The sequence below is a fragment of the Paenibacillus sp. NRS-1760 genome (genome assembly GCF_050467785.1).
In the GTDB taxonomy this organism is placed as follows: domain Bacteria; phylum Bacillota; class Bacilli; order Paenibacillales; family Paenibacillaceae; genus Pristimantibacillus.
The window spans coordinates 57,175-83,018 of sequence record NZ_JBITPK010000005.1 but is presented as its reverse complement, the minus strand read 5'-3'; the positions used below and the strand labels follow the sequence as shown (position 1 = coordinate 83,018).

At 46.1% G+C, this 25,844-nt stretch carries 25 protein-coding genes and 1 riboswitch; of the genes, 16 read left to right on the top strand and 9 right to left on the bottom strand.

All coding sequences use genetic code 11. The features are described 5' to 3' along the window. The first annotated feature begins 77 nt into the window (after nucleotides 1-77). From ACIFSR_RS01015 to ACIFSR_RS01000, 4 genes are all read left to right on the top strand, one after another. Nucleotides 78-800 (top strand): (Fe-S)-binding protein, encoded by a 723-nt coding sequence (locus ACIFSR_RS01015; protein ID WP_430054189.1) that lies wholly within the window; start codon nucleotides 78-80, stop codon nucleotides 798-800. 1 nt (nucleotide 801) lies between these two features. After that, complete coding sequence (locus ACIFSR_RS01010) at nucleotides 802-2,331, top strand: LutB/LldF family L-lactate oxidation iron-sulfur protein (protein ID WP_430054188.1); 1,530 nt, start codon at nucleotides 802-804, stop codon at nucleotides 2,329-2,331. Next, entirely contained in the window at nucleotides 2,324-3,049 is a 726-nt protein-coding gene (locus ACIFSR_RS01005) for a LutC/YkgG family protein (protein WP_430054186.1), read from the top strand. The genes ACIFSR_RS01010 and ACIFSR_RS01005 overlap by 8 nt, the downstream gene beginning before the upstream one ends. A gap of 81 nt (nucleotides 3,050-3,130) precedes the next feature. Next, the gene (locus tag ACIFSR_RS01000; RefSeq protein ID WP_339209690.1) at nucleotides 3,131-3,856 is read left to right on the top strand and encodes a FadR/GntR family transcriptional regulator; all 726 of its coding nucleotides are present in this window, start codon (nucleotides 3,131-3,133) and stop codon (nucleotides 3,854-3,856) included. A 91-nt stretch (nucleotides 3,857-3,947) separates the two neighbouring features. Here the strand turns inward: ACIFSR_RS01000 and cobA are convergent, their stop codons facing one another. From cobA to nirB (ACIFSR_RS00980), 4 genes are read right to left on the bottom strand one after another with little or no spacing between them, the layout of a single operon-like run. Next, the gene (cobA, locus tag ACIFSR_RS00995; protein WP_430054185.1) at nucleotides 3,948-4,724 is read right to left on the bottom strand and encodes a uroporphyrinogen-III C-methyltransferase; all 777 of its coding nucleotides are present in this window, start codon (nucleotides 4,722-4,724) and stop codon (nucleotides 3,948-3,950) included. Further along, entirely contained in the window at nucleotides 4,721-4,903 is a 183-nt protein-coding gene (locus tag ACIFSR_RS00990) for a hypothetical protein (RefSeq protein ID WP_339203645.1), read from the bottom strand. Before ACIFSR_RS00990 ends, cobA begins: the two co-directional genes overlap by 4 nt. 13 nt (nucleotides 4,904-4,916) lie before the next feature. Further along, a complete protein-coding gene (nirD, locus tag ACIFSR_RS00985) occupies nucleotides 4,917-5,231 on the bottom strand; it encodes a nitrite reductase small subunit NirD (protein ID WP_430054183.1) in 315 nt (104 codons plus the stop codon). Between the two features lie 12 nt (nucleotides 5,232-5,243). Continuing rightward, entirely contained in the window at nucleotides 5,244-7,682 is a 2,439-nt protein-coding gene (nirB, locus tag ACIFSR_RS00980; RefSeq protein ID WP_339203643.1) for a nitrite reductase large subunit NirB, read from the bottom strand. A 320-nt stretch (nucleotides 7,683-8,002) separates the two neighbouring features. On the opposite strand from nirB (ACIFSR_RS00980), the gene ACIFSR_RS00975 reads away from it, so the two are divergent. Continuing rightward, a complete protein-coding gene (locus ACIFSR_RS00975) occupies nucleotides 8,003-8,617 on the top strand; it encodes an ANTAR domain-containing response regulator (protein WP_339203642.1) in 615 nt (204 codons plus the stop codon). Between the two features lie 12 nt (nucleotides 8,618-8,629). After that, nucleotides 8,630-9,670, top strand: a complete 1,041-nt coding sequence (locus ACIFSR_RS00970) for an anthranilate phosphoribosyltransferase (protein WP_430054180.1) — start codon at nucleotides 8,630-8,632, stop codon at nucleotides 9,668-9,670. Between the two features lie 280 nt (nucleotides 9,671-9,950). Here the strand turns inward: ACIFSR_RS00970 and ACIFSR_RS00965 are convergent, their stop codons facing one another. Next, nucleotides 9,951-11,192, bottom strand: coding sequence for a nitrate/nitrite transporter (locus ACIFSR_RS00965; RefSeq protein WP_430054178.1), 1,242 nt, complete (start codon nucleotides 11,190-11,192; stop codon nucleotides 9,951-9,953). A gap of 387 nt (nucleotides 11,193-11,579) precedes the next feature. On the opposite strand from ACIFSR_RS00965, the gene ACIFSR_RS00960 reads away from it, so the two are divergent. Genes ACIFSR_RS00960 through nasC form a run of 3 tightly spaced genes read left to right on the top strand, consistent with a single transcriptional unit; the run spans nucleotide 11,580 to nucleotide 17,143 of the window. After that, nucleotides 11,580-12,845, top strand: a complete 1,266-nt coding sequence (locus ACIFSR_RS00960; protein WP_430054175.1) for a molybdopterin molybdotransferase MoeA — start codon at nucleotides 11,580-11,582, stop codon at nucleotides 12,843-12,845. Between the two features lie 27 nt (nucleotides 12,846-12,872). Next, complete coding sequence (gene nirB / locus ACIFSR_RS00955; RefSeq protein WP_430054174.1) at nucleotides 12,873-15,023, top strand: nitrite reductase large subunit NirB; 2,151 nt, start codon at nucleotides 12,873-12,875, stop codon at nucleotides 15,021-15,023. After that, nucleotides 15,008-17,143 (top strand): assimilatory nitrate reductase catalytic subunit NasC, encoded by a 2,136-nt coding sequence (nasC, locus tag ACIFSR_RS00950; protein WP_430054172.1) that lies wholly within the window; start codon nucleotides 15,008-15,010, stop codon nucleotides 17,141-17,143. The genes nirB (ACIFSR_RS00955) and nasC overlap by 16 nt, the downstream gene beginning before the upstream one ends. Before the next feature lie 334 nt (nucleotides 17,144-17,477). Here nasC and ACIFSR_RS00945 read toward each other — a convergent pair whose 3' ends face one another. Next, nucleotides 17,478-18,380, bottom strand: a complete 903-nt coding sequence (locus ACIFSR_RS00945) for a J domain-containing protein (protein ID WP_339203636.1) — start codon at nucleotides 18,378-18,380, stop codon at nucleotides 17,478-17,480. A gap of 288 nt (nucleotides 18,381-18,668) precedes the next feature. On the opposite strand from ACIFSR_RS00945, the gene ACIFSR_RS00940 reads away from it, so the two are divergent. Continuing rightward, nucleotides 18,669-19,778, top strand: coding sequence for a rhamnogalacturonan acetylesterase (locus tag ACIFSR_RS00940; RefSeq protein ID WP_430054169.1), 1,110 nt, complete (start codon nucleotides 18,669-18,671; stop codon nucleotides 19,776-19,778). Between the two features lie 103 nt (nucleotides 19,779-19,881). Here the strand turns inward: ACIFSR_RS00940 and ACIFSR_RS00935 are convergent, their stop codons facing one another. Then, on the bottom strand, nucleotides 19,882-20,547 hold the full coding sequence (locus tag ACIFSR_RS00935; RefSeq protein WP_430054166.1) for an HAD family hydrolase: 666 nt from the start codon (nucleotides 20,545-20,547) through the stop codon (nucleotides 19,882-19,884). Nucleotides 20,548-20,600: 53 nt separating this feature from the next. Beyond that, nucleotides 20,601-21,182 (bottom strand): DJ-1/PfpI family protein, encoded by a 582-nt coding sequence (locus ACIFSR_RS00930; protein WP_430054163.1) that lies wholly within the window; start codon nucleotides 21,180-21,182, stop codon nucleotides 20,601-20,603. A gap of 154 nt (nucleotides 21,183-21,336) precedes the next feature. Here ACIFSR_RS00930 and ACIFSR_RS00925 point away from each other — a divergent pair, with 154 nt between their 5' ends. From ACIFSR_RS00925 to ACIFSR_RS00900, 6 genes are all read left to right on the top strand, one after another. Next, a complete protein-coding gene (locus tag ACIFSR_RS00925) occupies nucleotides 21,337-21,858 on the top strand; it encodes a hypothetical protein (protein ID WP_339203632.1) in 522 nt (173 codons plus the stop codon). Nucleotides 21,859-22,007: 149 nt separating this feature from the next. Then, a riboswitch (PreQ1 riboswitch) is annotated at nucleotides 22,008-22,051 on the top strand. Nucleotides 22,052-22,199: 148 nt separating this feature from the next. Next, the gene (gene queC / locus ACIFSR_RS00920; protein WP_430054160.1) at nucleotides 22,200-22,850 is read left to right on the top strand and encodes a 7-cyano-7-deazaguanine synthase QueC; all 651 of its coding nucleotides are present in this window, start codon (nucleotides 22,200-22,202) and stop codon (nucleotides 22,848-22,850) included. 9 nt (nucleotides 22,851-22,859) lie between these two features. Then, nucleotides 22,860-23,297, top strand: a complete 438-nt coding sequence (gene queD / locus ACIFSR_RS00915) for a 6-carboxytetrahydropterin synthase QueD (protein ID WP_076266764.1) — start codon at nucleotides 22,860-22,862, stop codon at nucleotides 23,295-23,297. A gap of 2 nt (nucleotides 23,298-23,299) precedes the next feature. Then, nucleotides 23,300-24,031 carry a 7-carboxy-7-deazaguanine synthase QueE gene (gene queE, locus ACIFSR_RS00910; RefSeq protein ID WP_430054157.1) on the top strand — a complete coding sequence of 244 codons (732 nt, stop codon included), beginning with the start codon at nucleotides 23,300-23,302 and terminating at the stop codon, nucleotides 24,029-24,031. 31 nt (nucleotides 24,032-24,062) lie between these two features. Continuing rightward, a complete protein-coding gene (gene queF / locus ACIFSR_RS00905) occupies nucleotides 24,063-24,560 on the top strand; it encodes a preQ(1) synthase (protein ID WP_339203627.1) in 498 nt (165 codons plus the stop codon). A 162-nt stretch (nucleotides 24,561-24,722) separates the two neighbouring features. Beyond that, entirely contained in the window at nucleotides 24,723-24,905 is a 183-nt protein-coding gene (locus ACIFSR_RS00900; protein ID WP_076266766.1) for a hypothetical protein, read from the top strand. Nucleotides 24,906-25,007: 102 nt separating this feature from the next. On the opposite strand, the gene thiD is transcribed toward ACIFSR_RS00900, so the two are convergent. Continuing rightward, entirely contained in the window at nucleotides 25,008-25,817 is an 810-nt protein-coding gene (gene thiD, locus ACIFSR_RS00895; RefSeq protein ID WP_430054156.1) for a bifunctional hydroxymethylpyrimidine kinase/phosphomethylpyrimidine kinase, read from the bottom strand. Nucleotides 25,818-25,844 lie beyond the last annotated feature (27 nt).

Sequence of the window (25,844 nt, the reverse complement as noted above, 5' to 3'; positions counted from 1 at the left end):
TTTCACATAAAAAATTTTACCAAACTTGTCTGACAACCTGATATTATAGAAGTATAAGTTACGAAAGGGGTGCGGGTATGAAGGTCTCATTATTTATTACTTGCTTAAGCGATGCGTTATATCCAAGGGTCGGCGAAGCGATGGTGCGCTTGCTGGCAAAGTACGGTGTTTCATTGGAGTTTCCGACGGTGCAAACCTGCTGCGGACAGCCGGCCTACAACAGCGGCTATTGGAAGGAAGCGAGGGAGTCTGCCAAAACGATATTGGATGCGTTTGAAGACAGCGACTTCGTTATTTCACCATCAGGCTCCTGCACGGGAATGATTCACCATTATCCGAAGCTGTTCGAGGATGATCCGGTCATGCTGAAAAGGGCCAACAAGCTTCAGATCAAGTCTTATGAATTCACACAGTTTCTGGTGCAGGTGCTTGGCGTTACGGATGTTGGCGCTGCATTTCCTCATAAAGTGACATATCATCCTTCCTGCCACGGCAGTCGGATACTTGGCGTAAAGGATGAGCCGCTTGCGCTTATTCAGAATGTGAAGGGACTTGAGCTTGTACCGCTCCCATTTGCTGAGGATTGCTGCGGCTTTGGCGGAACATTCGCTGTCAAGATGGCTGATATTTCTGGCGCAATGGTGACGGAGAAGGTCGATCATGTGCTGGAGACGGAAGCGGAAGTGTTGGTCGGGCTAGATATGGCTTGTTTACTCAACATTGCTGGAAACCTGCGTTATCGCAACGAACCCGTCCGTGTTATGCACTTGGCTGAGTTGCTATATGAAGGGGTGAAATAAGATGGCTGTCGTGAAAAAGGAAGCTACAGTAAAAGCAAGAGCGGATCTTGCACTCAACGACGAATTTTTGCGCAAAGCGGTGCGATTCACAACAGAACGGCTGCGCAATGGGAAGAAAAAAGCGACTGACGAGCACGGGAATTGGGAAGAATGGCGGGAGCGGGGCAGACAAATTCGTCTTCATACGATCGCGCATTTGGATTATTATTTGAATCTGTTTGTGAACAATGCCCGCGCAAACGGCGTTCATGTCCATTTTGCGAGTACGGCTGAGGAAGCGGTCAAGCTGACGCTAGACATAGCAGAGCATGCGAATGCGAAGTCGGTCGTCAAATCCAAGTCAATGGTTTCAGAGGAGCTGCATCTTAATCATGCGCTTGAATCCATTGGCGTTGAAGCGGTAGAAACCGACTTAGGCGAATATATTATTCAGCTTGCAGGTGAAATGCCATCCCACATCGTCATCCCAGCCATTCACAAAAACCGTTATCAAATCGCCGAATTGCTGTCCAAGGAGGCTGGTTATACGCTGCCGCCGGATACGACGGCGCTTGCAGGTTTCGTTCGCAAAAAGCTGCGCGAGAAGTTTTTGGAGGCTGAGATCGGGATGACCGGCTGCAACTTTGCGATTGCGGAGACGGGATCGATGGTGCTTTTTGAAAATGAAGGCAATGCTCGGATGGTGAGTACCGTCCCTAAAACGCAAGTTACGTTGATGGGTATGGAGCGAATCATTCCATCGTGGTCTGATCTTGAGGTGATGGCTACATTGCTGCCGCGCTCGGCAACTGGACAAAAGCTGACGATGTATATGAATGGCATTACAGGCCCGCGCCGCTCCGAGGATGCAGACGGCCCGGACGAAATGCACATCATTATAATTGATAATGGCCGTTCTTTGCAGCTTGGCGATCCTGAGTTCCAAGAGCTGCTCAATTGTATTCGCTGCGGTGCATGTCTGAATGCTTGTCCGGTATATCGCCACATTGGCGGTCATGCTTATGGCAGCACGTATAGCGGACCAATTGGAGCCGTGCTTACGCCGTCCTTGAACAAAAACATCGCCGAATGGGATGATGTCGCCAATGCTTCCAGCTTATGCGGCGCTTGCTATGAGGCATGTCCGGTCAAAATCCCCCTTCATGATATGCTTGTTTATTTACGCAGACGCAAGGTGGAAAGTGGAAATGGCAGCAAAATGGAGTCCATCGGTATGCAAGGCTTCGCCACCGTTATGGGCAATTCCTCGCGACTTGGCGGGGTACTGCGACTCGGTAAGCTCGGTCAGAAGCTCGTCGTACGAAGCGGCGTCATTAAGACGAAGCTTGGGCCGCTAAAGGGCTGGAACACTTATCGTGTGACACCTAGCCTGCCGAAGGAATCGTTCCGTGATCGCTGGGATACGCTTGATCAGGAGCTGAAGCAGGGTTTAAAACAGATGGAGCCGTCCATGCAAAATCGGATGGAGGAGCTTGTACGTACTCGTGAGCATGAGGAGAAGCAAAGTAAAGGAGGACATGGTCATGGCTGAGACACATAAACAATGGCTGGAAAAGCTTGAAGCAGATTCACGGGCGAAACAGGAGCTTTTTATGAATGATATTGCGGCAAAGCTGAGGCATCCGAGAATGACACATAAGCCGCAGCATCCTTTTCGCGGTGCTCCCGATTTTTGGAATTCATTCGAATGGCCGGAAGAAGAGCGAATCAAACAGTTTACAGACAATTTTCTTTCAGTAGGCGGTCATGTAGCCCGTCTTCCATCGATGGATGATGTGAAATCCTTTATCGTTTCCAAAGCGGAGGAAATGAGTGCTAAATATATTATTCGTCAAAATCAGCCAGAGCTGGATGAACTCGATCTTGAAGGCGCTTTGAAGGGTTCGCAGGTATCAGTGTGGAATACGGATGCTGAGCAGCATTGGCGCGCACGTGCAGCTGAAGCAGATTTTGGCATCGTGATCGCGGATCATGCCGTTGCCTATACGGGTTCAGTTACCGTATTATCAGCTCCGAATAAAGGGCGGTCCGTCAGTTTGCTGCCAACCGTACTTATTATTATTATCCCGATCGAACGTTTAAAAACGAGGCTTGGCGAAGTGCTCGTGACGTTTGATGAAGCGGGACGCGAGCAGCTGCCAGCAGGTATTCATTTTATTACTGGCCCAAGCCGCTCATCCGATATTGAGAATGATTTGACTATCGGTGTTCACGGACCAGGCATCGTGTATGCGCTGTTAGTAGGGTAGCTGTAAAGTAAAAAGGTAGGAGAAGCGGCTTGACGTTGTTAGAAGGCAGTGCATGCCGTTTAAGGTTGGAGGTGAGAGGTTATTCCGTCATTAGAAGTAGAGAAGCTGTCAAAACGCAATCATTACGAAGAAATTACCGAGCAAGTGAAGCGTCTTATTATAGATGGCAAATTAAAAGTGGGAGATAAGCTTCCCTCTACGAAACAAATGTCCGAGCAATTTGGGGTAGGGCGCTCGACTACCCGCGAAGCGCTGAGCGCACTTAAAGCGATGGGCTTGATTGAAATTCGGCAAGGAGGCGGCTGTCGCGTCATTCGCAGCGTACCGATTGATATGGAGCTGCCGGAGCTAGCGTCTCTTCGTATGAACCGAAAGACAGTGCTGGAATTACTGGAAGCTCGCGAATCGCTTGAGGTTTCCAATGCTGCAATCGCAGCTGTAAAGCATACGGATGAGGATCTTAAACAGCTGAGCCAAATTATCGATGAGATGGAGCGTGCCGCTGGTGATGAGTCCGAAGGTGAGAGACTGGATCTACGATTTCATCTCACGCTTGCCAATGCGACCCATAACACGATCATGGTACGTTTGTTCGAATCGATTATGAATCATATCGAAACAGCTATCCATGACATTAGGCGGGTGGAGCTTTATTCGAGCGCGGCTGTAGCGGAACGACTTTATAGGGAGCATTCTACAATAGTTGAAGCGATTGCGAAAAAGGACCCTGAGCTTGCAGCTGAGCGAATGAAGCAGCATTTGAAGCATGTTGAGAGCATCGTGCTGAAGCATTTGGGAGAGAGGTAGCTAAGTTGTGCTTTCAACAGGATAGAATGAAATGCTGCCCTGGGGGCAGCATTTTCATCGTGAATTTGCTTGAGGGGTCACTAATAATGTCTTACCTAATTAAGATATTTGCTTGTTGCTCGGCATGCAGAAGGTGTTCCCTAACACGGACGACCTCGCCGATAATAATTAGAGCTGGGCTAATCAAATTCATAGTGACGGCGAGTGTATGAATATTTGCAATGGTTCCGATAATCGTTCGCTGATCCTTTGTCGTTCCTCGTTCGATGATAGCCACAGAAGTCGTAGTTGCTTTTCCGTGTTTCAGCAGCTCTTCTCTAATGAATGGCAACTGGTTAACTCCCATATAAATGGCAAGCGTATCGACGCCATGCGCAAGTAAATCCCATCGGATTGGCGATTTGTCATTATGACATCGGCTGCCGGTCACGCAAGCGAAGGAGGCTGCGTAGTCACGATGTGTTACAGGTATACCTGCAGCGGCGGCTGCGCCGATCGCAGATGTAATGCCTGGCACGATCTCGTAAGGAATTCCCTTTGCGGCAAGCTCGAGTGCTTCTTCGGCGCCGCGTCCGAAGACGAACGGGTCTCCGCCCTTTAGGCGGACGACCTTTTTTCCTTCCAAAGCATGTTTAATTAGTGCCTCATTTATAATATTCTGCGGCATCGCATGATTGCCTGGTGACTTGCCGCAGTAGATTAGTTCGGCATCGGGTCCGGCATAGTCAAGCAATTCCTTATTGACAAGCCGATCGTACAAAATAAGATCAGCGATCTGAATACGGCGCATTGCTTTGACAGTAATAAGTTCAGGATCTCCAGGGCCTGCTCCGACGATATAGACGATACCATTCGTGTTTATCTTCATACGCTACTGATTTCCGCGGTATTCAAAACCGATTTTTCTGAAGGAACGTATGCGTCTTTGTTACAGATCGCTTCCGCGAGATAACCGCAAACCACCATTTGAAAGGCTCTTAAAGTAGCTTTTGCTATTCCGGCTTCGACCATGGCATTCAGTACTTCGGTAGGCTTTACATACGACATACATCATTCCACCTTATATCTTTATATAAATGGAGCCGCTTTTGTGGTCGATTTCTGTTTCAAAGGTTTTAATACAACCGTCATCAGGCTCTTGTGCATTGCCGCTCTTAAGATCAATCTTCCAATCGTGTAGCGGACAATGGACGGTTGAACCACAAACCATACCCTCTGACAGTAAACCGCCTTTATGAGGGCAGCTGTTCTCTACGGCAAGTACACTTCCGTCTGTCAGACGGAACATCGCGATTTCGAATTCTTTGACTTTAATTCTACGTGAGCCTTTCACATCAATGTCGGAAAGGTTAGCTACCAATAGCTTCGTTGTCATAGGTAAATCCTCCTACATTTGTACCGGCTGCGCGCCAGGTAATTGCTCGAAATTTTTACGTAAGTTATCATTCTCGACGATTTGTTTCCAAGGGTCGGTCGTTAAGCTGAGCGTTTTCTGAATACGTTCCACAAGAGCGAGGCGGTCTTCACGGTTCTCGAGCGCTTTCTTAATGGGAGCAAGGCCTATACGCTCCACCCAGTGTGCGGTACGCTCGTTCCACGTTGCGTTTTCACGGTAATATTGTAAAAAAGCAGATGACCATTCCATAACTTCATCCTCAGTTTTAACGATGCAGAGTAGATCAGTAGCTCTTACTTTCACGCCTCCGTTCCCGGCGATATGAATTTCCCAGCCTCCGTCGATAGCAATGATACCAACATCCTTGATTGTAGCTTCCGCGCAGTTACGTGGACAACCGGATACCGCCAGTTTTACTTTGGCAGGTGCCGTCAAACGCTCGAATGCTTTCTCCAATCGAATGCCCATACCCATAGCATCCTGCGTGCCGAATCGGCAAAAGGTGGATCCGACACATGTCTTCACGGTACGCAGTGTTTTGCCATATGCGTGACCGGATGGCATATCGAGCTCTTCCCATATTTTTGGAAGATCCTCTTTTTTGACCCCAAGTAGATCGAGCCTTTGTCCTCCAGTGAATTTAACTAAAGGAACTTCAAATTTCTCAGCGACCTCTGCAATTTTCTTTAGGTCTGCAGGAGACGTTACGCCACCATAAATGCGTGGTACGACCGAATATGTGCCATCCTTCTGAATGTTCGCATGGTATCGTTCATTCGTAAAGCGTGATTCCTTTTCATCGACATATTCCTCGGGATATAACATGCCTAGATAATAGTTAAGTGCAGGGCGACACTTCGTGCAGCCTTCTGGATTATGCCATTCGAGCACATTCATAACCTCTTTGGTACTCATTAGACGCATCCGAGTCATTTCTGAAACAATTTCATCACGGCTAAGCGTTGTGCAGCCGCATATACCTTCCTTTACAGGTTCGCCAATAGCATCGCCAGCATATAAGTTAAGTAGGCCTTCAACTAAAGCCTTACAACCGCCGCAGGAAGCGGAAGCTTTCGTGCAGGATTTAATGGCGCCGACGGTAGTACAGCCTTTTGTTGTAATTGCTTCGGCGATCATTCCTTTTGAGACACCGTTACAACCGCAGATGATTTCATCATCAGCCATGGCTTCAAGCCTGTTATTGCCCGAGGACTGCCCCATAAGATCAGAGGATATGCCGAGCAACAGCTCCTTCTCGCGTCCTGTGATAGATACTTCGTTCTTAATAGAAGCAAAAAATTCCGCGCCATCTGATATGTCACCGAAGAGTACTGCTCCGACCAGCATTCCGTCTTGAATGACAATTTTCTTATACGTACCTGCCAAATCGTCTTGAAACTTTAGCGCGCGTGTACCAGGAGCATCACTGAAACGTCCTGCTGAGAACACATCAACGCCTGATACCTTGAGCTTGGTGGATGTGACTGATCCCATATAGCCTGTCGTTTCGACGTTTGCCAAATGCTTGGCTAGTACAGCCCCTTGCTCGTATAGCGGAGCTACCAATCCATAGGTAATGCCGCGGTGCTCAGCGCATTCCCCAACAGCGTAAATACCAGGAATATTGGTTTGCATAAAATCATTGACAACGATACCACGATTAACTTCAATGCCACTGGCTCTAGCCAGCTCGATGTTTGGCCTGATTCCTACTGCCATAACCACCAAATCACCATCAACCTCAGTGCCATCGGTAAAGGTTAGCCCGGAAGCGCGTCGTTTACCTTTAATTGAAGCAGTGCTTTTCTTCAAAAGAAACTGCATGCCCTGTGCTTCTAGTTCACGTTGCAACATCTTAGATGCTGCTTCATCCAATTGTCGTTCCATTAAATAGGGATGAATATGAACAACGTTTACTTCCATTCCTAGATGAAGAAGCCCGCGAGCGGCTTCAAGACCGAGCAAACCGCCACCGATCACGACTGCTTTCCTATAATTTTTGGATGCATCGATCATCGCTTCGCAATCATTAATGTCTCGAAAGCCGATGACGCCTTCCTTGTCAGCGCCGGGCAGTGGCAGCATAAATGGATTGGAGCCAGTTGCGATAATAACCGCATCGTATTCCACTTCAATGCCTAAGTGAGAGGTAATCTTTTTACGTTTTGTATCAATGTTTGTAACCTTATGTCCAGTATGCAGTTTAATGTTATTTTCTTTGTACCATTCCCAGTCATTAATGACGATTTCATTCATATCCGCTCCTCCGGCAAGGACTGAGGATAACATAATGCGGTTGTAATTGGGATGAGGCTCGGAACCAAAAATTGTAATGTCGTAGCGCTCCGGGGCAATCTTGAGAAGATGCTCAATTGTTCTGACACCCGCCATACCATTGCCGATAAGTACTAATTTTTTTGAAACAGCCATAGTCTACCTCTCCTCTTCATCTCTGTCTGTTTGAAAATAAATAAAGCCTGCTTCATGTTCAAGGAAGGATGTACGTCTCCCTAGATCACGAAAGCAGGCTTCTTTGCCGCTTCAAACGAATACACCATTGTATTCGAGAATGTTTGGTTTCTAATAGCGTAAATATACAATGACACAGCACTGAATGTCAATATATATAACATCAAATTAATAAAAATCTGATTATCGACAAAAAAGAGGTTTTTGTGTTATATATAGTAACAATGATATTGATTGGTGTTGAGACTTTTCTAAAGTCTAATAGGAGGGAGTGCTTCTATTTGCGTTCTTTGTTAGTGGTGGATCGTACTGTGACAACGGGAGCAGAAGCAGCTTCTTATATGGAACTAATTCCTGAAAATCAAACGCTAAAATATAGGCTTACAACCTTTGGTTATCATGTCGTATGCATAAATGACGCGAAAAAGGCTGGAAAACACTTAAGCAGCGCAGATGCAATTATTTTACACTTACCATTGAATGACACTAAAACTTGGGGTGAGGTTCTTCTGAAGCAGAGGTCTTTGCCCATGCTCTGGTGGTGCAGTGCCTCGATGGCTTCTTTATCCGCAGCTTTTTGCGAGGATGAAGTGCCGATTGACGGGATTTTGACAGCTTCAATGAGTGAGCAAGAACTTCACTGGGCACTTCATTTCGCATCCAAACAATATTTCTTGAGGCAGCAATGGCAGAATGAACGTAAACAGCTGGAGAGCCGGCTTGAGGAACGGAAGTGGGTTGATATGGCAAAGGGAATCTTGTGCAAAATTAAAAATATTTCCGAAGCTGAAGCATACGATTTGCTTCGTAAGCAAGCGATGAATGAACGCAAGCGTATGGTTGACGTCGCAACGTCAATTGTTAAGGTTTATCAAATCCTTCAAGATTCAAAATAAAGGAGCCATACGATGATTACGAATCTATTAAAGGAAGTTGCCAGAGGTAAGAGGGGCGCCCGCGATCTAAGTTACGAAGAGGCGCTGGGAGCAGCGAATGCCATTCTAGATTTGAAAGCTACCCCAGCACAAATCGGTGCATTTTTTATAGCTGAACGAATGAAGATGGAGAGTGTTGAAGAGCTTGAAGCGTTCGTGTCTGTCTGTCGTAAACATGCTTATCGAACTTCTCTGCAGCAAGGACTAGATTGTGCTGGGCCATATGACGGGCGGAAGAAGTCGTTCTTTAGTACGTTTGCGACGGCCTTTCTGATTACAGCGGCTGGACTTCCGGTCACTCTCCATGGAACAGCGTCGTTACCTCCAAAGTGGGGGATAACGCTGCACGATTTACTTTTAGAATTAGGAATAAATGCGGAGCTTGTTCCACGTGAGCAGATTTTAAAAGCAGCGATGGATACGGGTGTGCTTTATGTTCCAGCTGAGCAATGGTGCCCACCACTGAAGCAATTGCGTTCGATTCGATTAGAGCTTGGCATGCGAACGGTGCTCAACACGGCGGAGAAGCTAATCGATTACTCCCATTCCCCTTATTTGGTATTCGGCGTTTATCATAATACAGTCTTTGCAAGAATGGCTCAATTGGCCACTAATTTACGGTATAGAAAAGCACTCATTGTACAAGGGGTGGAAGGATCTGAGGATCTGTTCATCGAGCGTCCGACTCGTACGTATATCGTCGAGAATGGTGAATCTAGTCTTCAAATTATCGATCCCGGCACGTATGGATTAGAGACTCATATCCCTGACGCGGATTGGACTCCAGCTGAGCAAATTCGTATAACGGAAGCTGTCCTGCAAGGGGAAGGACATATTGCCTTCGTCAACCAGGTGCTTTTAAATGGGGCGGTACGACTGCAGATCGCAGGGAAGGTGGACTCTATAGAAGAAGGGATTTATACATGTAAGCATTTGCTTGATACAGGTGCTCCATGGGAGCTTTATAGCAAATGGCAAGGCGCGATGCGCGGTAGCGGCATTGCCATTCTATGAGGGTCTAACGGAATTAGCGATCGGATCGATTGCGTAATAATTACTGTACTGAGGAGATGGCGAGCTGCTTCAAACTCCGAAACGGCTGTACATAAAGAACTCTTTAAATGACGAAAAAATACCCTTGGATTAAGCAAACAGCTTAATCTAAGGGTATTTGGTTCGGATATAAGAAAGTGTATCATTTTCTCATCCTTATCTTATATTTCACCGTCAAAGCTACTTCAGCGTTTAAGGACGCCGAAGGCGTTTTTGCTTGAACTAATCAATTAATTCCATATTAAACATTAACTTGAGAAGCATCTGTGATAACGTCTAGACGGGCTTTACCGCCTTTAGCCATCCATTTATGTTTCCATTTCGATTGCATGACCGTTAACAAAATAAGAGATGCCAGCGTCACAAAGCTGAGGATCAAGAAGCCGGAAGTATATGAGCCGGTAAATTGATAAAGATTTCCGAGAATGAGAGGGAGCGCATACCCGCCTAAGCCGCCAGCAGCCCCGATAATACCTGTCATGAGGCCTAGTTCGCTGCCAAAGCGCTGCGGTACAAGCTGGAATACAGAACCGTTTCCTGCGCCGAGACACATCATTCCGATGAAAAGTAAAGTAATGACAACAGGCAGTGTGGGCAATGATGCTACTGCAGCAAGCATCAAACCTGCGCCGCCGTAAAGAATAGTGAGCATCCTTGCGCCGCCAATCCGGTCTGAAAGATAACCGCCGACGGGTCTAAAGAAACTGCCTGCAATGACGCAGAAGGTTGTGAAATCAGCGGCTCTGACTGGCGATAATCCATATTGTGTGTTGAAGAAGATGGTCAAATAGTTGGAGAGTCCGACGAATCCGCCAAAGGTTACGCAGTAGAAAGCACAGAACACCCATGCATCACCTTGTTTTAAAACTTGTGCATATTGTGATAGCTTCTTAGGCGCAGGACGGTTCGGACTATTTTTGGCAAAGATCGTGAAGATAATAAAGACGATTATGATCGGAATGAGAGCCAGTCCAAAAACCATTTCCCAGCTGCCGTAATGCTGCGCCAAGCGGTTAGCAAACAAGGTAGAAATGACTGTGCCGCTATTTCCAGCCCCAGCTATCCCCATTGCAAGTCCTTGATGCTCCTTGGAATACCACTGGCTGGCAAGCGGCAAGGCTGCAGCAAATGAGGCGCCAGCAACGCCGAGCAGAAGGGCTACGATATAGAGCTGATCCAAGGAATGCACGAATTTCCAGCCCATTATTAATGGAATAAGAGTAAAGAACATTCCGAACTGAGCTGTTCGTTTGGGGCCGATATAATCGGTCATGAAACCTAACACTAATCTTAAAATAGAACCTCCTAATATAGGAAGAGCTACGAGGTTTGCTTTTTGAACAGGGTCCATCGGATAATCGGCCGCAATAATGACGCTGAGAGGACCAATAAGCACCCAAATCATAAAACTCATGTCAAAATAAAGAAATGCACTAAATAAGGTAGGTTTGTGCCCGCTTTGCCAAAATCCTTTTCTCTCCATCCCAATCTCTCCCTTTTCTAATGGTATAAACTAAAAAAGCCGCAATCCGTCCTTATTAAGGAACGAAATACGGCTTCATTGCCATAGGCAGCACATCATTGTGCGACCTCTTGTATGCATTGGATCACAAACTTTGTAACCCCAACTCGAATTATAGGTCGGCGTAATATTTATGTCAATATACATTACATATAAATATTTTTCGGTAAAATGATTCTGGTTACGTTATATATGTTGACATGTAAAATAACATGAACTAATCTATATATTATAGAACGAGTACAGCACAGTGGCGTGCTAACTCTTGCGGCAATGATGCCTTTTCCCAGACGCGGGAAAGGGCTTTTTCTGTTCATTTTAGTACAAATCATTAGCTGGAGGGATAACATGTCGGTCCTAAATCCAATTCAACCGCTTACGGCATCCGTATCAATCGCTTTAATGAAATTGACAAGAGAAATGAAGGAGCCGATATGTGAAACGGTATCGTTAGAAGATTGTATATCCAGAGTACTTGCTCATGATTTTGAAGGCCCATTCTCCTTGCCGCCTTTCCGCCGAGCCGCAATGGATGGATACGCCATTTACGCAGCTTCGTCGGGAGGTGCAAGCAAGGAAAGGCCGGTGTTATTACAGGTTAAAGGGGAAATTCGGTCGGGTCAATCAGAGCATATGTACGATATGGAGTCAGAAATGATGACTGCGGTTCGTATTTTCACCGGTGCTCCCGTGCCTGCTGGCTATGATGCGATTGTCGTGCAGGAAGCAGCACGCGAACGAATGGACCTGCGAGGTTTTTCATCCATTCAAATTGATCGTGCTTACCCAAAAGGGCAACACATTGCCGAGAAGGGCGAGGATGTCCTAAATGGGATGAAGGTGCTATACCGTGGAACGGCTATCAAATCGAAAGAAATCGCCATTTTAGCTTCTTTTGGGCAAACAGAAGTACAGGTATATAAAAAACCTCTCGTTACGATTATTCCGGTTGGGGATGAATTGCTTGTGCCAGGCGACAGCTTGCAATCCGGAAAAATTTTTGACGCGAACAGCTTCATGGTAAGCGCTCGGCTTAGGGAGCTTGGAGCCGCGGTCATTCGTCAGAGGCCTATACCCGATTGCCGGAAAACGATAGAAAACGCACTTAAGGCGGCGCTAGAGCAATCAGAAATGATCGTAACTACAGGAGGTGTATCGGTTGGTGATTACGACTTCGTAAAGCTGGCAGCGGAAAGCATCGGCGGTATACCTTTGTTTACTAAAGTTGTCATGCGGCCGGGAACACCTACATCTGCCTATCGCTTTGGATCTAAGCTGCTCATATGCTTATCCGGGAATCCATCTGCATGCTTCTCAGGTATCGAGCTGCTGCTTCGTCCCGCAATATTAAAGGCTGTGGGAAGAAATGATTTTCGGTCCGAGTGGATGGAAGGGCGTCTAATCGATGCCATAGACAAACCGTCCCCTTATCCAAGATATGCGAGAGCATTTGTCTATCGCTCGGAGAAGGAATGGATGGTAGAGCCGCTGCGTCATGATAAGTCCGGTAATGTTGCTGCCTTCGCTAGAGCCAATGCTATCGTACAAATACCAGCCGGAGGGGCCGGCGCTTCAGCTGGGCAAGAAGTTCGCTTTGTTTCATTAACAATCTAGGAAATTGCACGAGTGGATGTGAACTAGATGAGTAGAGAGAAGCTAGTCGTTATAGGAAATGGAATGGCAGGTATGAAATGTGTCGATGAAATCATCAGGCTTGCGCCAAATAAATTCCGAATTACGGTATTTGGCAATGAGCAGCATCCGAACTATAACCGTATTTTATTATCAAAGGTGCTTCAAGGAGACTCTTCTATTGACAGCATCGTCATTAATGATTGGTCTTGGTATGAGGAACGGGGAATTCATCTTTATACAGGCGAGACCGTCGCTCATATTCATTCGGATTCACAATATGTAACGACCTTATCCGGCATTCGAGCCGATTATGATCATCTCATTATAGCAACCGGCTCTTCAGCCTTTATACCGCCCATAGCAGGAGTTCATAAATCTGGTGTCATATCGTTCCGTAACATTGATGATTGCAAGACGATGATCGAATACGCAAAAAAATATAAAAAAGCTGCCGTTATCGGCGGTGGCTTACTAGGGCTTGAAGCTGCACGAGGTTTGTTAAATCTCGGCATGGAGACAGATGTCATTCACAATGCACCTTATTTAATGAATCGTCAGCTCGATCGTATGTCATCCGACATGCTTCGCAAAGAATTGGAAGAGCAGGGCATGCGATTCTGGCTGAGCAGGGAAACGGAAAGCATTACCGGACTAAATCGCGCCAAAGGCATACGCTTTACGAACGGCAGTTCATTAGAAGCAGATTTGATCGTCATTTCCGTAGGAATCCGTCCAAACGTCGAGCTGGCCCAAAAGAGCGGCATCGATACCAATAGAGCGATCATCGTGGACGATTACATGCGAACGAGCAAGCCCTATATTTATGCTGTTGGAGAATGCGCGGAGCATCGCGGCGTCGCATATGGATTAGTTGCACCGTTATATGAGCAGGGTAAGGTGCTGGCCAAAAGCATTTGCGGACATATTTCAGAGCCCTACTTGGGCTCGGTACCTTACGCACAGCTCAAGGTTTCGGGGGTCGAGGTTTTTTCAGTTGGTGAAATTCGTCCGGAAGAAGCAGAGACAGCAATTCAGCAGTTTGATGGCATTCGTGGAACATATAAAAAAGTGACAATGAAAGAAGGTACGGTTCGCGGAGCTATATTGTTTGGCGATACGGCCGAAGGAACAACCTTGCTTGGCTTAGTGAAGAGAAGGGCAGCTGTTGCGGAGCTTATTGCTCCTCCGAGTGTGGGAGGCAGCAGTGCAAACGATGAACTAGCTGCTAATATGCCAGAGCGTGAGACAGTCTGCGCCTGTAATGCAGTAAACAAATCTGCTATCATGTGCGCTGTAATTGAAGATGGACTGCAAACGCTCGAACAGGTTCGAGACCGTACGAAAGCTTCAAGTTCCTGCGGAGGCTGCCGTCCCATCGTCGCAGCCATCGTCCACTATTCGCTTCAACATGGCAAAGGTGCTTTGGAAGCAGCGGTTCCACCCATTTGCAGCTGCACCGATACCAGTCACGAGATGCTGAAACAATATATTGCTGCCAATCAGACGTCTACTATTCATGAATTAAAAACAACATTAGGCTGGAAAAGTTTTTCCGGCTGCAACGTTTGCTCATCTGCCCTACAATATTATTTAGAGCTTTATCATCCAGAGACTACAATTCGTGACAGAAATATCACAGCTGAATGCAGCTTCAATGTAGACACAGCTCCTACAAATCCAGATTTAATAAGTGGTCTCCATGCAGAGTTTGATTCGGTTTCCCTTAGGAGTGAGCTGCAAAGCTGCTGCGCAAGCTTACTTTTCCCAGCACCAGTAAAGGCAGCCATTACGTCCAGCATTCAATATCCGGTTGGGATACTTGTTCATGATATCGGAATTACAGGAGCGCCAGCAGGGTGGGAAATTTATGCTGGAGGGCATGCAGAGCATCCCGTTAAGCAAGGGCAACTTATCGCTGTAGCAGAGTCAAATATGCAAGCATTGGCATTGTCAGCAGCACTCCTCCAGCTTTACCGGGAGAATGCCGAATTTGGCGAGCGGATGTGGAAATGGGTGGAGAGAGCAGGCATCATCGATATTAGAGAAATCATTCTCGATAGCCGCTGCCAGGTAGAGCTTAACCGCCGCGCACAGTTAGCTGCCGCAGCGCAACAAAGGATGGAAGGACTTGGTGAGGGCATATGCAGCAATCGTTAGGTATTCATATGAGCAAGGATTCAGGCTTCGTCATGGATACGCAATGTCCGTTTTGCAGTGTGCAATGCAAGATGCGCATAACGAAAGAACTGCCTGTTCTAGGCTCAAGCAGGCCTTCGTATGTGATTGAAGGAATTGCTAATGCTGCTTCGGAAGGACGTCTATGCGTGAAAGGCATGAATGCACATCAGCATGCAACTAGTACAGAGCGTCTGCTTCAGCCATTAGTAAGGAAAGATGGTCAGCTTGTCTCTGCATCATGGGAGGAAGCATTAAGCACCATTAGCAGCAGATTCCAAGCCATCGCCAAGGAGTATGGCCCTGATTCCCTTGGCGTATATGGAGGTGGGTCGCTGACTAACGAGAGCGCCTACTTGCTCGGGAAGTTCGCCAGAGTTGCGCTCGGAACAAAGTATATCGACTATAACGGTCGATTTTGCATGTCTGCTGCAGCGTCTGCTGGCAACAAAACCTTCGGTATCGATCGAGGACTGACCTGTCGATTATCCGATATTCCGCTTGCTCGGTGCATTATTTTGGCAGGAACGAATATAGCCGAATGTCAGCCCACATTGATGCCTTATTTCACAAAAGCAAAAGAAAATGGAGCCATCATCATCGTTATTGATCCGAGAGTTACGGCAACGGCAGCGATTGCCGACATCCATTTACAGCTTAAGCCCGGTACAGATGCTGCACTCGTTAATGGATTGCTGAAGGTGCTGGTGGATGAGAAGCTGATAGATGAAACGTTCATTTCGAGAAGAACCAATGGATTTGCTGAATTAAAGGATCATCTATCCGGCATTCAGCTGGAAGAAGTGGCCGATTTAACGGGCTTAAAGGTAGCTGCTATTCAAAAAGCGGCGATGGCGTATGGACGCGCGGAAACCGGCATTATTTTCACTGCGAGAGGTGTTGAACAGCAGACTGACGGCCATGTAGGAGTAAGAAACTTTTTGAACCTCGTACTTGCTACCGGAAAAGTCGGCAAATCTGGATGCGGCTACGGCGCCGTTACCGGACAGGGCAATGGGCAGGGTGGAAGAGAACATGGACAAAAAAGCGATCAATTGCCAGGGTACCGGAATATAGAAGACGAGCAGGACCGCTCATATGTGGCTGGCGTGTGGGGAATTGATCCTACTGAGCTGCCGCGAAAGGGTGTGTCCGCGTATGAAATGATGGAGCTTGTTCATCAGCGCGTTATTCGTTCACTGTTCGTGATGGGCTCTAATCCAATCGTATCAAATCCAAATGCTAATTTAGTCGAGAAAGGATTACAAAACTTAGATTTTTTAGTGGTAGCGGACATGTTTTTGTCAGAGACGGCTAAATTGGCCGATATTGTATTGCCGGTCACGGCGTACTTAGAGAATGACGGTACCTTGACTAATCTGGAAGGCCGAGTGCTTTTAAGAGAATCTACGATCGCTTCGCCAGGTGAGACAAGGCATGACTGGTCTATTTTGTGCCAAATAGCCGAAGAATTGGGCAAGAAGAGATATTTCTCCTTCCAATCTGCCGAACAAATCTTTGAGGAGCTGCGACTTGCAAGCCGTGGCGGGTTAGCGGATTACTATGGTATTACTTATGATCGGTTGCGGCGGGAAGGCGGCATCTATTGGCCATGCACCTCTACCGAGGAGGATGGAAATCAAGGCATGATGTTTACTGATGCCTTTGCACATTCGGATGGAAAAGCGATCTTTATGCCAGTGGCCAGCCGTCTTCCTGAGGAGATACCTAGCGAAAAATATCCGCTAACGATGACAAACGGGAGAGTACTGTCTCACTACTTGACGGGTGTTCAAACACGTAAAAGTCCGTCTTTAGCTGCACGAAATATCGAAAACTATATTGAAATTCATCCGAAAACTGCTCAAAAGCTTCGAGTTGAGGATGGCGAATGGGTGGAGGTGACTTCACGCAGAGGCAGCTTCAACGTTCGAAGCAGAATCACCGATAAGATTAGGGAGGATACCGTATTTGTACCCATGCACTGGGGCGGTGTGCAGAACGTGAATAAGGCAACTAGTCCCGAGCTGGATCCCCATTGCAAAATGCCGGGCTTCAAAACATCAACCGTTGCGATAACAACGCTGCGTTTACGGAAATAAGAGAAGGATCTTTATAAGCTGCCAACATTGGAGCAAAGCGGTCCTTTCTTGCGTCTTGCATGACATGAAGGTCGCGCGTGGTTTACAACTATATACGGAGGGGATAGGCATGAGCGTTACTGTTTGGAAAGCATAACGAAGTTTAGGACTTTGTTTTCCCGTCCAGGGCTCACTGTTTATTTTTTGTAGGTCAGTCTAAAGTTTTATTTATAAAAAACGCTACGTTGAAATATACAGATGGAGGTGGACTGTAGGGATTCTTTATCCAAAAAAGCCCGATTACCGCACAGACCATCATTATGGCTGTCGGAATCGGGCTTTTTTTGTTATTTAGCTATTTGATTGTAGCCAAGTATTTATTAATGAATGCTTTGGCTTTGTCTGGATTTTTGCTATCGACTCTAATGCCGATAATCATGTTTTCTTTGTACAGCGGAAGCTGGTTGACCAGTGCACTCTTGCTCAGATCAATTCCGTATACATGCTCTTGTGTATCCTCGTCGGTCTTAAGCTTCTTCGAAAGGCTGTCAGTCATGTACGGCTTGAACACTCCGTTAACATCGTCGTCTAGCTTCATAAGCATTCCCTGAACGCCGATCCAATCAAAAATGCTCTCATCCATAATATATACATCCGGATGCTCAGTAGCTAGTACGAGCACTGCTTTCTGCATATAGGCAAATTGAGATTGCTGGTCTTTCGGGACAAACGTAAGCGTAGAAACAAATCTCTTCCATTCGGGAAACGCTGTCAAAAGAGCGGTTTCAATAGGCTCTTTCTTAGGCGCATCATCCTTCAGCATGTAATTGCCCATAAATGATACGTTCAAATCGACGGGCGGCAAATTAGCGAGCCGCTCTTGTTCTTCACGATAGTTCATGAAGCTGATTACACCATAAATAATAAGTGCTACCGCAGCGATGGCTCCGAGCGTGTGAAACTTGTAATAGCGCCAGAAATGATCCATTTTCTGAGCTTGTCCAGCCATCTTCTTGTATTTACCGTACTCTTGCTCGTTGAAGGCATCGGTTAGCTTGCGATCCTCGTACTCGAGAATCAGTCGATATGCTTTCGTAATCGTTGCAAAAGATTCATCCGCATCCCCCGCGTTATCCTTCTGCAGCTGTGCTCTGGAGCGTGATTGACGCATAAGTGTCGTATAACGCTTCTCCACTTCCTCTTTGGCCGCAAGTTCTGGCAGCCCCATCGTTTCATAGGCTTGTTTTAACTCGTCCACTTGTGTCACCTCAATTAGTAAATAGCTCCTATATGATTCCTATCTATTAGTATACGGAATTCCGCGGGTAACGCAAATTTTGACGAATTTATTACTATGGAATTTTTCTCTAATGCATAACTAGTAGAGATCCATCGAGTGAAAAAGATAAGGCACTGCGCTTCTTCATAAGGCAATCAAACGCAGGTGGACTGAATTTTGAACAAAAACCCCTTCTAATTCACTTCCTATCTTGCCGTATTTTGATATTCTAGAATGACATAAATAAACCGTTAGGATGGTGCCTTAATGACTGTTTCGCTTAAGTTTGATTTTGGTATCGGCAGCGCTCCCGCTTCACCTTATATACAAGTACTGCCGAATACGATCTATAACAAAGACGCAGGCTACGGTTTTGAGTCAACCCTGCGTATAAGCTCACGGAATAGAGAAGAGGCGGATCGTCTTCGCGGAGCATTCTGTATTCCACTTGAAGCCGCGTTTGTTGTTGATCTGCCAAATGGCTGCTACACGATAACAGCTACGATAGGCGATGCCATTGCGCCAACCTCTACAACGTTAAAATATGGCGTAGGGCGCATAGTGCTGCACAAGGCTGTTACATCAGCAGGACAATATGCGGTGCACAGCTTCACCGTCAAAGTAACCGATGGACGGCTGCGGCTTGCCTTCTCAGGAGTAGCGCCGCGAATTAATGCACTTCAGATTGACGAGGCGAAGCAAGCGACGACGATTTATTTGGCGGGAGACTCAACCGTAACCGATCAAGATACGTTCCCATATGCCGGATGGGGGCAGATGCTTCCGCTGTATTTTAAGACGGATGTAGCGATTGATAATCATGCCATGTCGGGAAGAAGCTCACGAAGCTTTATTAACGAAGGGCGATTGGCAGCAATCATGGAGCAAATAAAGCCGGGCGACTATTTATGGATTCAATTCGGACATAATGACGAGAAGCCGGATGAAGAGCGGGCAACTGAACCGTTTGTCAGCTTTAAGGAGATGCTGGCCGTTTATGTAGAGGAATCAAGGGCACGCGGTGCAAAACCTGTATTAATTACACCGATGCATCGCCGCAAGTTCGACGAGCAAGGCAGGATTATCGATACTCATGGTGATTATTTGCTCGGAATGAAGCAGCTTGCGGCAGAGCTGGATGTTCCGTTGATCGATTTGGCTGCAAAGAGCAAAGATTTGTATGAGCGTTTGGGAGACGAGCCGTCTAAAGCGCTGTTCATGTGGGCTTATCCGGGAGAATTTATTCATTTTCCTGATGGCGCTCAGGACGACACACATTTTCAAGAGCTTGGCGGCATTCAAATTGCTGGATTAGTAGCAGAAGGCGTGCGTGAGCTCGCTTTATCGCCGCTGCTTTTGTATTTAAAGGGGCGTTAGAAGCGGCAGCGGCGGTGAAGCTAAATAGCTGAATTATTGACATACGAAGAGGCTGTTCCACATGTAGATAAATCTACTTGAGGAGCAGCCTCTGTGGCTTCTTTTATGCTGAAAAACGATGGATGATGGCTGGAATTTCACGTAAATCATGACATATCGCATCTGGAAATTTAATCGTGAGGTCATTGCTCTTCAAAATCGTTCGCATCCCTAATTCGTTCGCCGGAATAATGTCAGCCTTGAGATTATCGCCAATAAAAACGGACTGCGCAGACGAAGAGTTTAAATTAGAGAGCGACAATTGAAAAATAGCATGATCAGGCTTTCGCAAATTAACCGCACCTGAAATGACAATGTCATCAAATAGCTCCATAATACCGAGAGCAGTTACTTTGTTCCTCTGATAAAATTCCCTGCCATTCGTAATCATGCCTAATTTATATCCATGCAGCTTTAAGGAGAGAAGCATTTCATTCATGCCGGGAAACCCGACGCTGTATTGATGAAAGTGATTGTTTAAATCATCGAGCATTGGCGTAAATAGAGCATCTTCAATCTTGAAAAATCCGATTAACTCGTTATAAACATCTTCTTTGGGTATGAGTCTATTATTTAATTCAGTAAACTTCGCTATAAATTCATCTCTGTCTGCAATGAAGGCATGGAGTGCAAAACGTTCATACTGATCCTTTGCAAAATTGATCAACGATTGGTTTTTATCAAGCAAGGTCTGGTCTAGGTCAAAAATTATCGTATCAATGGTGTTCAACGGTTCACCTCCGTCTGTTCTTGCGAAACAACATCGTATTTATTAGGTGGTGTTTAATAGATCGCTATGTCATCCATTTCATAAGGGTAATCCATTTGTTTTTTAATGCTTTTCACCTCATGCTCTTCTAAGAAAAAACCAATGATGTAAAGACCCAAATCAATCGAGGTGGCGACTCCTCCGGCTGTAATGACATTGCCGTCCCGTACAATACGCGAGTGAATAACCTCTTTGCAGTAGGGCTCTAATAAATCATAGGCGTAAGGATGGGTGGTCGCGTTTTTATTGGTCAGATAACCAGCAGCTCCAAGCAGCAGTGATCCTGTGCAAACCGATACGATATACTTCGCCTGCTGAGCCTCCTTTATCCAAGCGGTGAACGATTCATCAAACCTTAATGCTCTTGTTCCAAGTCCACCGGGAATGAAAATGAGGTCATATTGCGTGAGATCCGGCTTGACTTGATTGACTTTAATCGTCATGCCAAGCTCGTCAGTAACCTCATCCTGCAGCCCACAAATATCCCAAGAGAACTTTTTTGTTGATTCGTAGTACTTCAAACGAGTGATGACATCATAGAAGCCGACAAAATCCAAAAAAGTAACGCCATCAAATAAAATAAAAGCTATTTTCATCGATGCAGCACCTCTTTTCTTTATTGCAATAATATTACAAATATGGACTTCGGTATAGATTAAAGTGTCAAAAAAGCGGATCGAAGGCTCGATTCTGTTTCTCTTATCGACTACAATAGCAAAGACGATATTGTAGTATAAGTGAGGGAAATCGATGTTTGATCCAACTGTTTATGAAAATTTGAAAGTAGTCTTTGAGAATCAGCTCTATGATTTGGATACGCTCGACCGGAAAATTGATATTATCAACCGGGTAGATCGTCTAGAGCTGGCGGTTATGTCGCGAGAATTTATGCTGGAGTTTAAGCTTGCTGAATATGCTGGGGTGTCTGCGGAAATTCAGCTGACTGCTTCGCTGAAGGATTTGGCGGCGGAAATATTGGAGCTGACGGGCGAGACCCCTGCATGCTCGCTTCGAATTCGTTTCTTCATGGAAGTGACGGATGTCGCTACGCAGTGCAGCCAAATTAAGCAAGTCATGCAGCGTATTTGGGAGCCGGATATAGAACCGACACAAACGATAAGCTACCTTTTTGGCACGGAGCTGCCTACCTATTCGAATGTAATCGAGCTTGGCTTTAGTCGCAAAATAGGCGAAGAGCAAATGGAGGATATTCCGGAGCTAATTGATCATGTCCTTAAGACTTTGATGAAGCTGAAAGAGATTGCTGGATAGATGTTTTTTTATATTTCAGCCCTCTAAGTTCCTAATATTTACAGTGAAATACTGTCTGTTTCTTTAAGCAAGAAGCTATGCTATAGTACTTGTGAATGAACAACTGAAGAAGAAACTCCGAAGCTGTTGTCTACGGACAATGATAGCTCTCGGGAGAGGTTCGCGAACTCCCTCTATAAAAAACTATGCGAAACGATTGTCCCATTAGGTGACATCGTCGTTTTCGCGTTCGGCGCGAAGCGGGTTTTTTAACGCTTCGCGCCGTTTCTTTGGTTTTTTATGTACATACGAAGGAATTCAAGCGATCTCAGGTCTTCTCACATCAGAGAGGGAGATGCAGCATGAAATCAGAAAAAGCGATCGTTGTGTTTAGCGGCGGTCAGGATAGCACGACCTGTTTATTTTGGGCAATGGAACGATTCGCGGAGATAGAGGCCGTTACGTTCAACTATGGGCAGCGGCATAAGCTTGAGCTGGATTGCGCGGCGGATATTGCCAAGGAACTTCAGATTAAGCATCATATTCTTGATATGTCCCTTCTTAATCAATTGGCACCTAATGCACTCACAAGAGACGAAATCGCGATTGAGCAAAAAGAAGGAGAGCTGCCTACAACTTTTGTTGATGGCCGCAATCTCTTATTTCTTACGTTCGCAGCAGTGCTTGCAAAGCAGCTTGGTGCGAAACATATCGTAACAGGAGTATGCGAAACGGACTTTAGCGGATATCCGGACTGCCGGGATATATTCGTAAAGTCGTTGAATGTGACGCTGAACTTGTCGATGGACTATCCGTTTGTGATCGATACACCGCTTATGTGGCTGAACAAAGCCGAGACATGGAAGCTTGCGGATGAGCTGGGCGCCTTCGATTTTGTCCGTGAACGCACATTGACCTGCTATAACGGGATTATTGCGGATGGTTGCGGAGATTGTCCTGCTTGCCAGCTTCGAAGGAATGGGTTGGACGAATATTTAGTCCAGCGCATTTAGGGTGAAGCGATGATGCAGCAGATTTATCCGGCCGCACAGCATAGCTATAGTTATGAGCTTAATAAGGATTTTCACTTTGCAGCAGCTCACTTCGTACCGAGTGAAGAGGCTGGAAAATGCCAGCAGCTTCATGGCCATACGTATTATGCGAATGTAACAGTTGCAGGCGATGAGCTTGACGAGGCAGGTTTTCTTGTCAACTTCGCCATAATTAAAAGGTTGATTCATGATCGTTTTGACCATTCTTTGCTTAATGACGACAACGAACACTTTAGCAATGTGTTGCCCGATCGTTTTCCTACGACTGAAGTGGTAGCACGAACGATTAGCGACATCGTTCAGCGCCATTTGGATGGTACTGTAAATCGTCCGCAATGCGTTCAAGTCTTTTTGCGTGAAACGCCGACGAGCTATTGTATTTATCGTCCGAAGCGGGAGGCGGTCTAACGATGCCATCCAATAAACGAATTCCTGTAATGGAAATATTCGGCCCAACGGTCCAAGGAGAAGGTATGGTTATTGGCCGGAAAACGATGTTCGTTCGTACTGCTGGCTGCGATTACAGCTGCTCTTGGTGCGATTCGGCATTTACTTGGGACGGCAGCGGCAAAGAAGATATTCGCATGCTGACAGCATTTGAAATAATAGAGAAATTAAAAGAAATAGGTGGAAATACGTTTGAGCATGTGACGATTTCCGGCGGCAATCCCGCACTGCTCCCGCAGCTGGGTGAATTTGTTGATGAGCTCCATAAACAAAACATCAGCGTTGCACTGGAGACACAAGGGAGTCGTTGGCAGGACTGGTTTTGGTCGATTGATGAGCTCACTTTGTCGCCTAAGCCGCCGAGCTCTGGCATGAAGACAGACTGGTCGAAGCTCGATGAAATCGTGTCCAAACTGAATCGGAAATCAACTAGCTTTTGCTTAAAAACAGTCGTTTTCGACGAGGATGATCTAGAGTACGCGACATACGTTCACCTCAGGTATCCAATGGTTCCATTTTATTTGCAGGCAGGCAATGGAAACTTGCAGGAAACGGAGCCGCAGCTCATGCTTCCTTATTTATTGGAGCGTTATGAATGGCTAATCGAGAAGGTTATGCCGAATCAGGATTTAAAGCGGGTGCACGTTCTGCCGCAGCTTCATACCTGGGTATGGGGCAATAAGAAAGGCGTTTAATTCAAAACAGCTATGAGAGGCGGAAACGAGCATGGAAGGAAGAAGCAAAGAGGAGCTGAGCGGTGTGACGCTGCTAGGCAATCAAGGAACACAATATTTGTTTAACTATGCACCGGAAATTTTGGAGGCCTTTGATAATAAGCATCCGAATCGCGATTATTTCGTGAAATTTAATTGTCCGGAATTTACGAGTCTTTGCCCGATGACGGGACAGCCGGATTTTGCAACCATTTATATATCATATATTCCAGGTGACAAAATGGTAGAGAGCAAGTCGCTTAAGCTGTATTTGTTCAGCTTCCGCAATCACGGTGATTTCCACGAGGATTGCATGAACATTATCATGAATGATTTAATTGCGCTGATGAGTCCAAGATATATAGAAGTTTGGGGTAAATTCACACCGCGTGGCGGCATATCCATCGATCCGTATTGCAATTATGGCCAGCCTGGCACAAAATATGAGCAAATGGCCGAGCACCGCCTCATGAATCATGATTTGTACCCAGAGAAAGTGGATAATCGTTAATTTAGAATTGCAGCTCAAATTAGTGAAAGAGATACATTTATGATAGATTTTTCTGAATTGCCCGACTAAGGTCTAGGTGAATTTCATGCCTGAAGTCCATTTCAATTATTCTATTAAAGTCTATACTTAGTTTAGAGTTACTAGAGAATAGGTGGACAAACGATGATTAAAAATGCGATATGTATGTCTGTACTGCTTTGCACCATAGCATCGGCGTTAACGAACTTTGGAGTATCTCCCGTTCGAGCGCTAGCAGCTCCAAGCGCGTCACAAGCTGAATATATTAGTATAGATAATATGATTGAGCCCTTCTTGTTGCAGCCGAAGCAGGATGAAAAGGCATGAAAGCTGTTTTAACACAAGCCTAAGCTTGCATGAAAGCATGACTAATTAGCAAACGCCGCGACCTATATGGAAACGGCGTTTGCTGTTTCTAATAGAATGCAATCAGCTCAAGCGCTGTCTATCCCTATAAGCAAAATGATTGGTTGGGCCATGTCCGCTCCCAATCCCCAGCTTATCTTCAATAGCGGCTTGAATGAAGGCTTTGGCAGTTCTTATAGCTTCAAGTACAGGTTTGCCTTGAGCAATTTCTGCTGCAATCGCAGCGGAGAAAGTGCAGCCTGTGCCGTGAGTATGCTTAGTGTCGATACGTTTGCTTTCCAAATATACAAATTGTTCTCCATCATAGATGAGATCAACGAGCGGTTCGCTGCTTGAACCATGTCCGCCCTTAATGACAACATAGCTTGAGCCCATCTGATGCAGTATTCGGGCAGCTTCCTCTCGATCGCTTAACGTCCGGATCGGGATTCTTGCGATAAGCTCAGCTTCTGGAATGTTAGGAGTCGTTATAAGCGCGAGCGGCAGCAAATGCTTGATCAGTGTCTGAATAGCTTCTTGCTGAAGCAGAGGAGAACCGCCTTTCGCTACCATGACAGGATCAATGATGAGCTTATGCCAGTTATATTGTTTTACTTTCATTGCAACGATCTTTATAATTTCTGCGCTGAACAGCATGCCTGTCTTAACTGCGGATGGCTCCAGATCCTCGCCGATCGAATCGAGCTGGCAGCTAATAGCCTCAGCTTCCAGCGGGTAGATGCCCTGAACGCCAAGCGTATTCTGCGCAGTCACTGCGGTAATAACCGACATGCCATAGGTGCCGAGCTCTTGAAATGTTTTTAGATCAGCTTGAATACCTGCGCCGCCGCCGGAGTCCGAGCCTGCAATCGTAAGTGCTTGATATCTTCTCATCCGTGCATCTCCTTCGAAAGAGTAGAA

What these genes read in the sequence shown, in the direction of transcription:
- ACIFSR_RS01015 (WP_430054189.1), top strand. Translation starts at nt 78, where the DNA reads ATGAAGGTCTCATTATTTATTACTTGCTTAAGCGATGCGTTATATCCA.
- ACIFSR_RS01010 (WP_430054188.1), top strand. Translation starts at nt 802, where the DNA reads ATGGCTGTCGTGAAAAAGGAAGCTACAGTAAAAGCAAGAGCGGATCTT.
- ACIFSR_RS01005 (WP_430054186.1), top strand. Translation starts at nt 2,324, where the DNA reads ATGGCTGAGACACATAAACAATGGCTGGAAAAGCTTGAAGCAGATTCA.
- cobA (WP_430054185.1), bottom strand. Translation starts at nt 4,724, where the DNA reads ATGAAGATAAACACGAATGGTATCGTCTATATCGTCGGAGCAGGCCCT.
- ACIFSR_RS00990 (WP_339203645.1), bottom strand. Translation starts at nt 4,903, where the DNA reads ATGTCGTATGTAAAGCCTACCGAAGTACTGAATGCCATGGTCGAAGCC.
- nirD (WP_430054183.1), bottom strand. Translation starts at nt 5,231, where the DNA reads ATGACAACGAAGCTATTGGTAGCTAACCTTTCCGACATTGATGTGAAA.
- nirB (WP_339203643.1), bottom strand. Translation starts at nt 7,682, where the DNA reads ATGGCTGTTTCAAAAAAATTAGTACTTATCGGCAATGGTATGGCGGGT.
- ACIFSR_RS00970 (WP_430054180.1), top strand. Translation starts at nt 8,630, where the DNA reads ATGATTACGAATCTATTAAAGGAAGTTGCCAGAGGTAAGAGGGGCGCC.
- ACIFSR_RS00965 (WP_430054178.1), bottom strand. Translation starts at nt 11,192, where the DNA reads ATGGAGAGAAAAGGATTTTGGCAAAGCGGGCACAAACCTACCTTATTT.
- ACIFSR_RS00960 (WP_430054175.1), top strand. Translation starts at nt 11,580, where the DNA reads ATGTCGGTCCTAAATCCAATTCAACCGCTTACGGCATCCGTATCAATC.
- nirB (WP_430054174.1), top strand. Translation starts at nt 12,873, where the DNA reads ATGAGTAGAGAGAAGCTAGTCGTTATAGGAAATGGAATGGCAGGTATG.
- nasC (WP_430054172.1), top strand. Translation starts at nt 15,008, where the DNA reads ATGCAGCAATCGTTAGGTATTCATATGAGCAAGGATTCAGGCTTCGTC.
- ACIFSR_RS00940 (WP_430054169.1), top strand. Translation starts at nt 18,669, where the DNA reads ATGACTGTTTCGCTTAAGTTTGATTTTGGTATCGGCAGCGCTCCCGCT.
- ACIFSR_RS00930 (WP_430054163.1), bottom strand. Translation starts at nt 21,182, where the DNA reads ATGAAAATAGCTTTTATTTTATTTGATGGCGTTACTTTTTTGGATTTT.
- ACIFSR_RS00925 (WP_339203632.1), top strand. Translation starts at nt 21,337, where the DNA reads ATGTTTGATCCAACTGTTTATGAAAATTTGAAAGTAGTCTTTGAGAAT.
- queC (WP_430054160.1), top strand. Translation starts at nt 22,200, where the DNA reads ATGAAATCAGAAAAAGCGATCGTTGTGTTTAGCGGCGGTCAGGATAGC.
- queD (WP_076266764.1), top strand. Translation starts at nt 22,860, where the DNA reads ATGATGCAGCAGATTTATCCGGCCGCACAGCATAGCTATAGTTATGAG.
- queE (WP_430054157.1), top strand. Translation starts at nt 23,300, where the DNA reads ATGCCATCCAATAAACGAATTCCTGTAATGGAAATATTCGGCCCAACG.
- queF (WP_339203627.1), top strand. Translation starts at nt 24,063, where the DNA reads ATGGAAGGAAGAAGCAAAGAGGAGCTGAGCGGTGTGACGCTGCTAGGC.
- ACIFSR_RS00900 (WP_076266766.1), top strand. Translation starts at nt 24,723, where the DNA reads ATGATTAAAAATGCGATATGTATGTCTGTACTGCTTTGCACCATAGCA.
- thiD (WP_430054156.1), bottom strand. Translation starts at nt 25,817, where the DNA reads ATGAGAAGATATCAAGCACTTACGATTGCAGGCTCGGACTCCGGCGGC.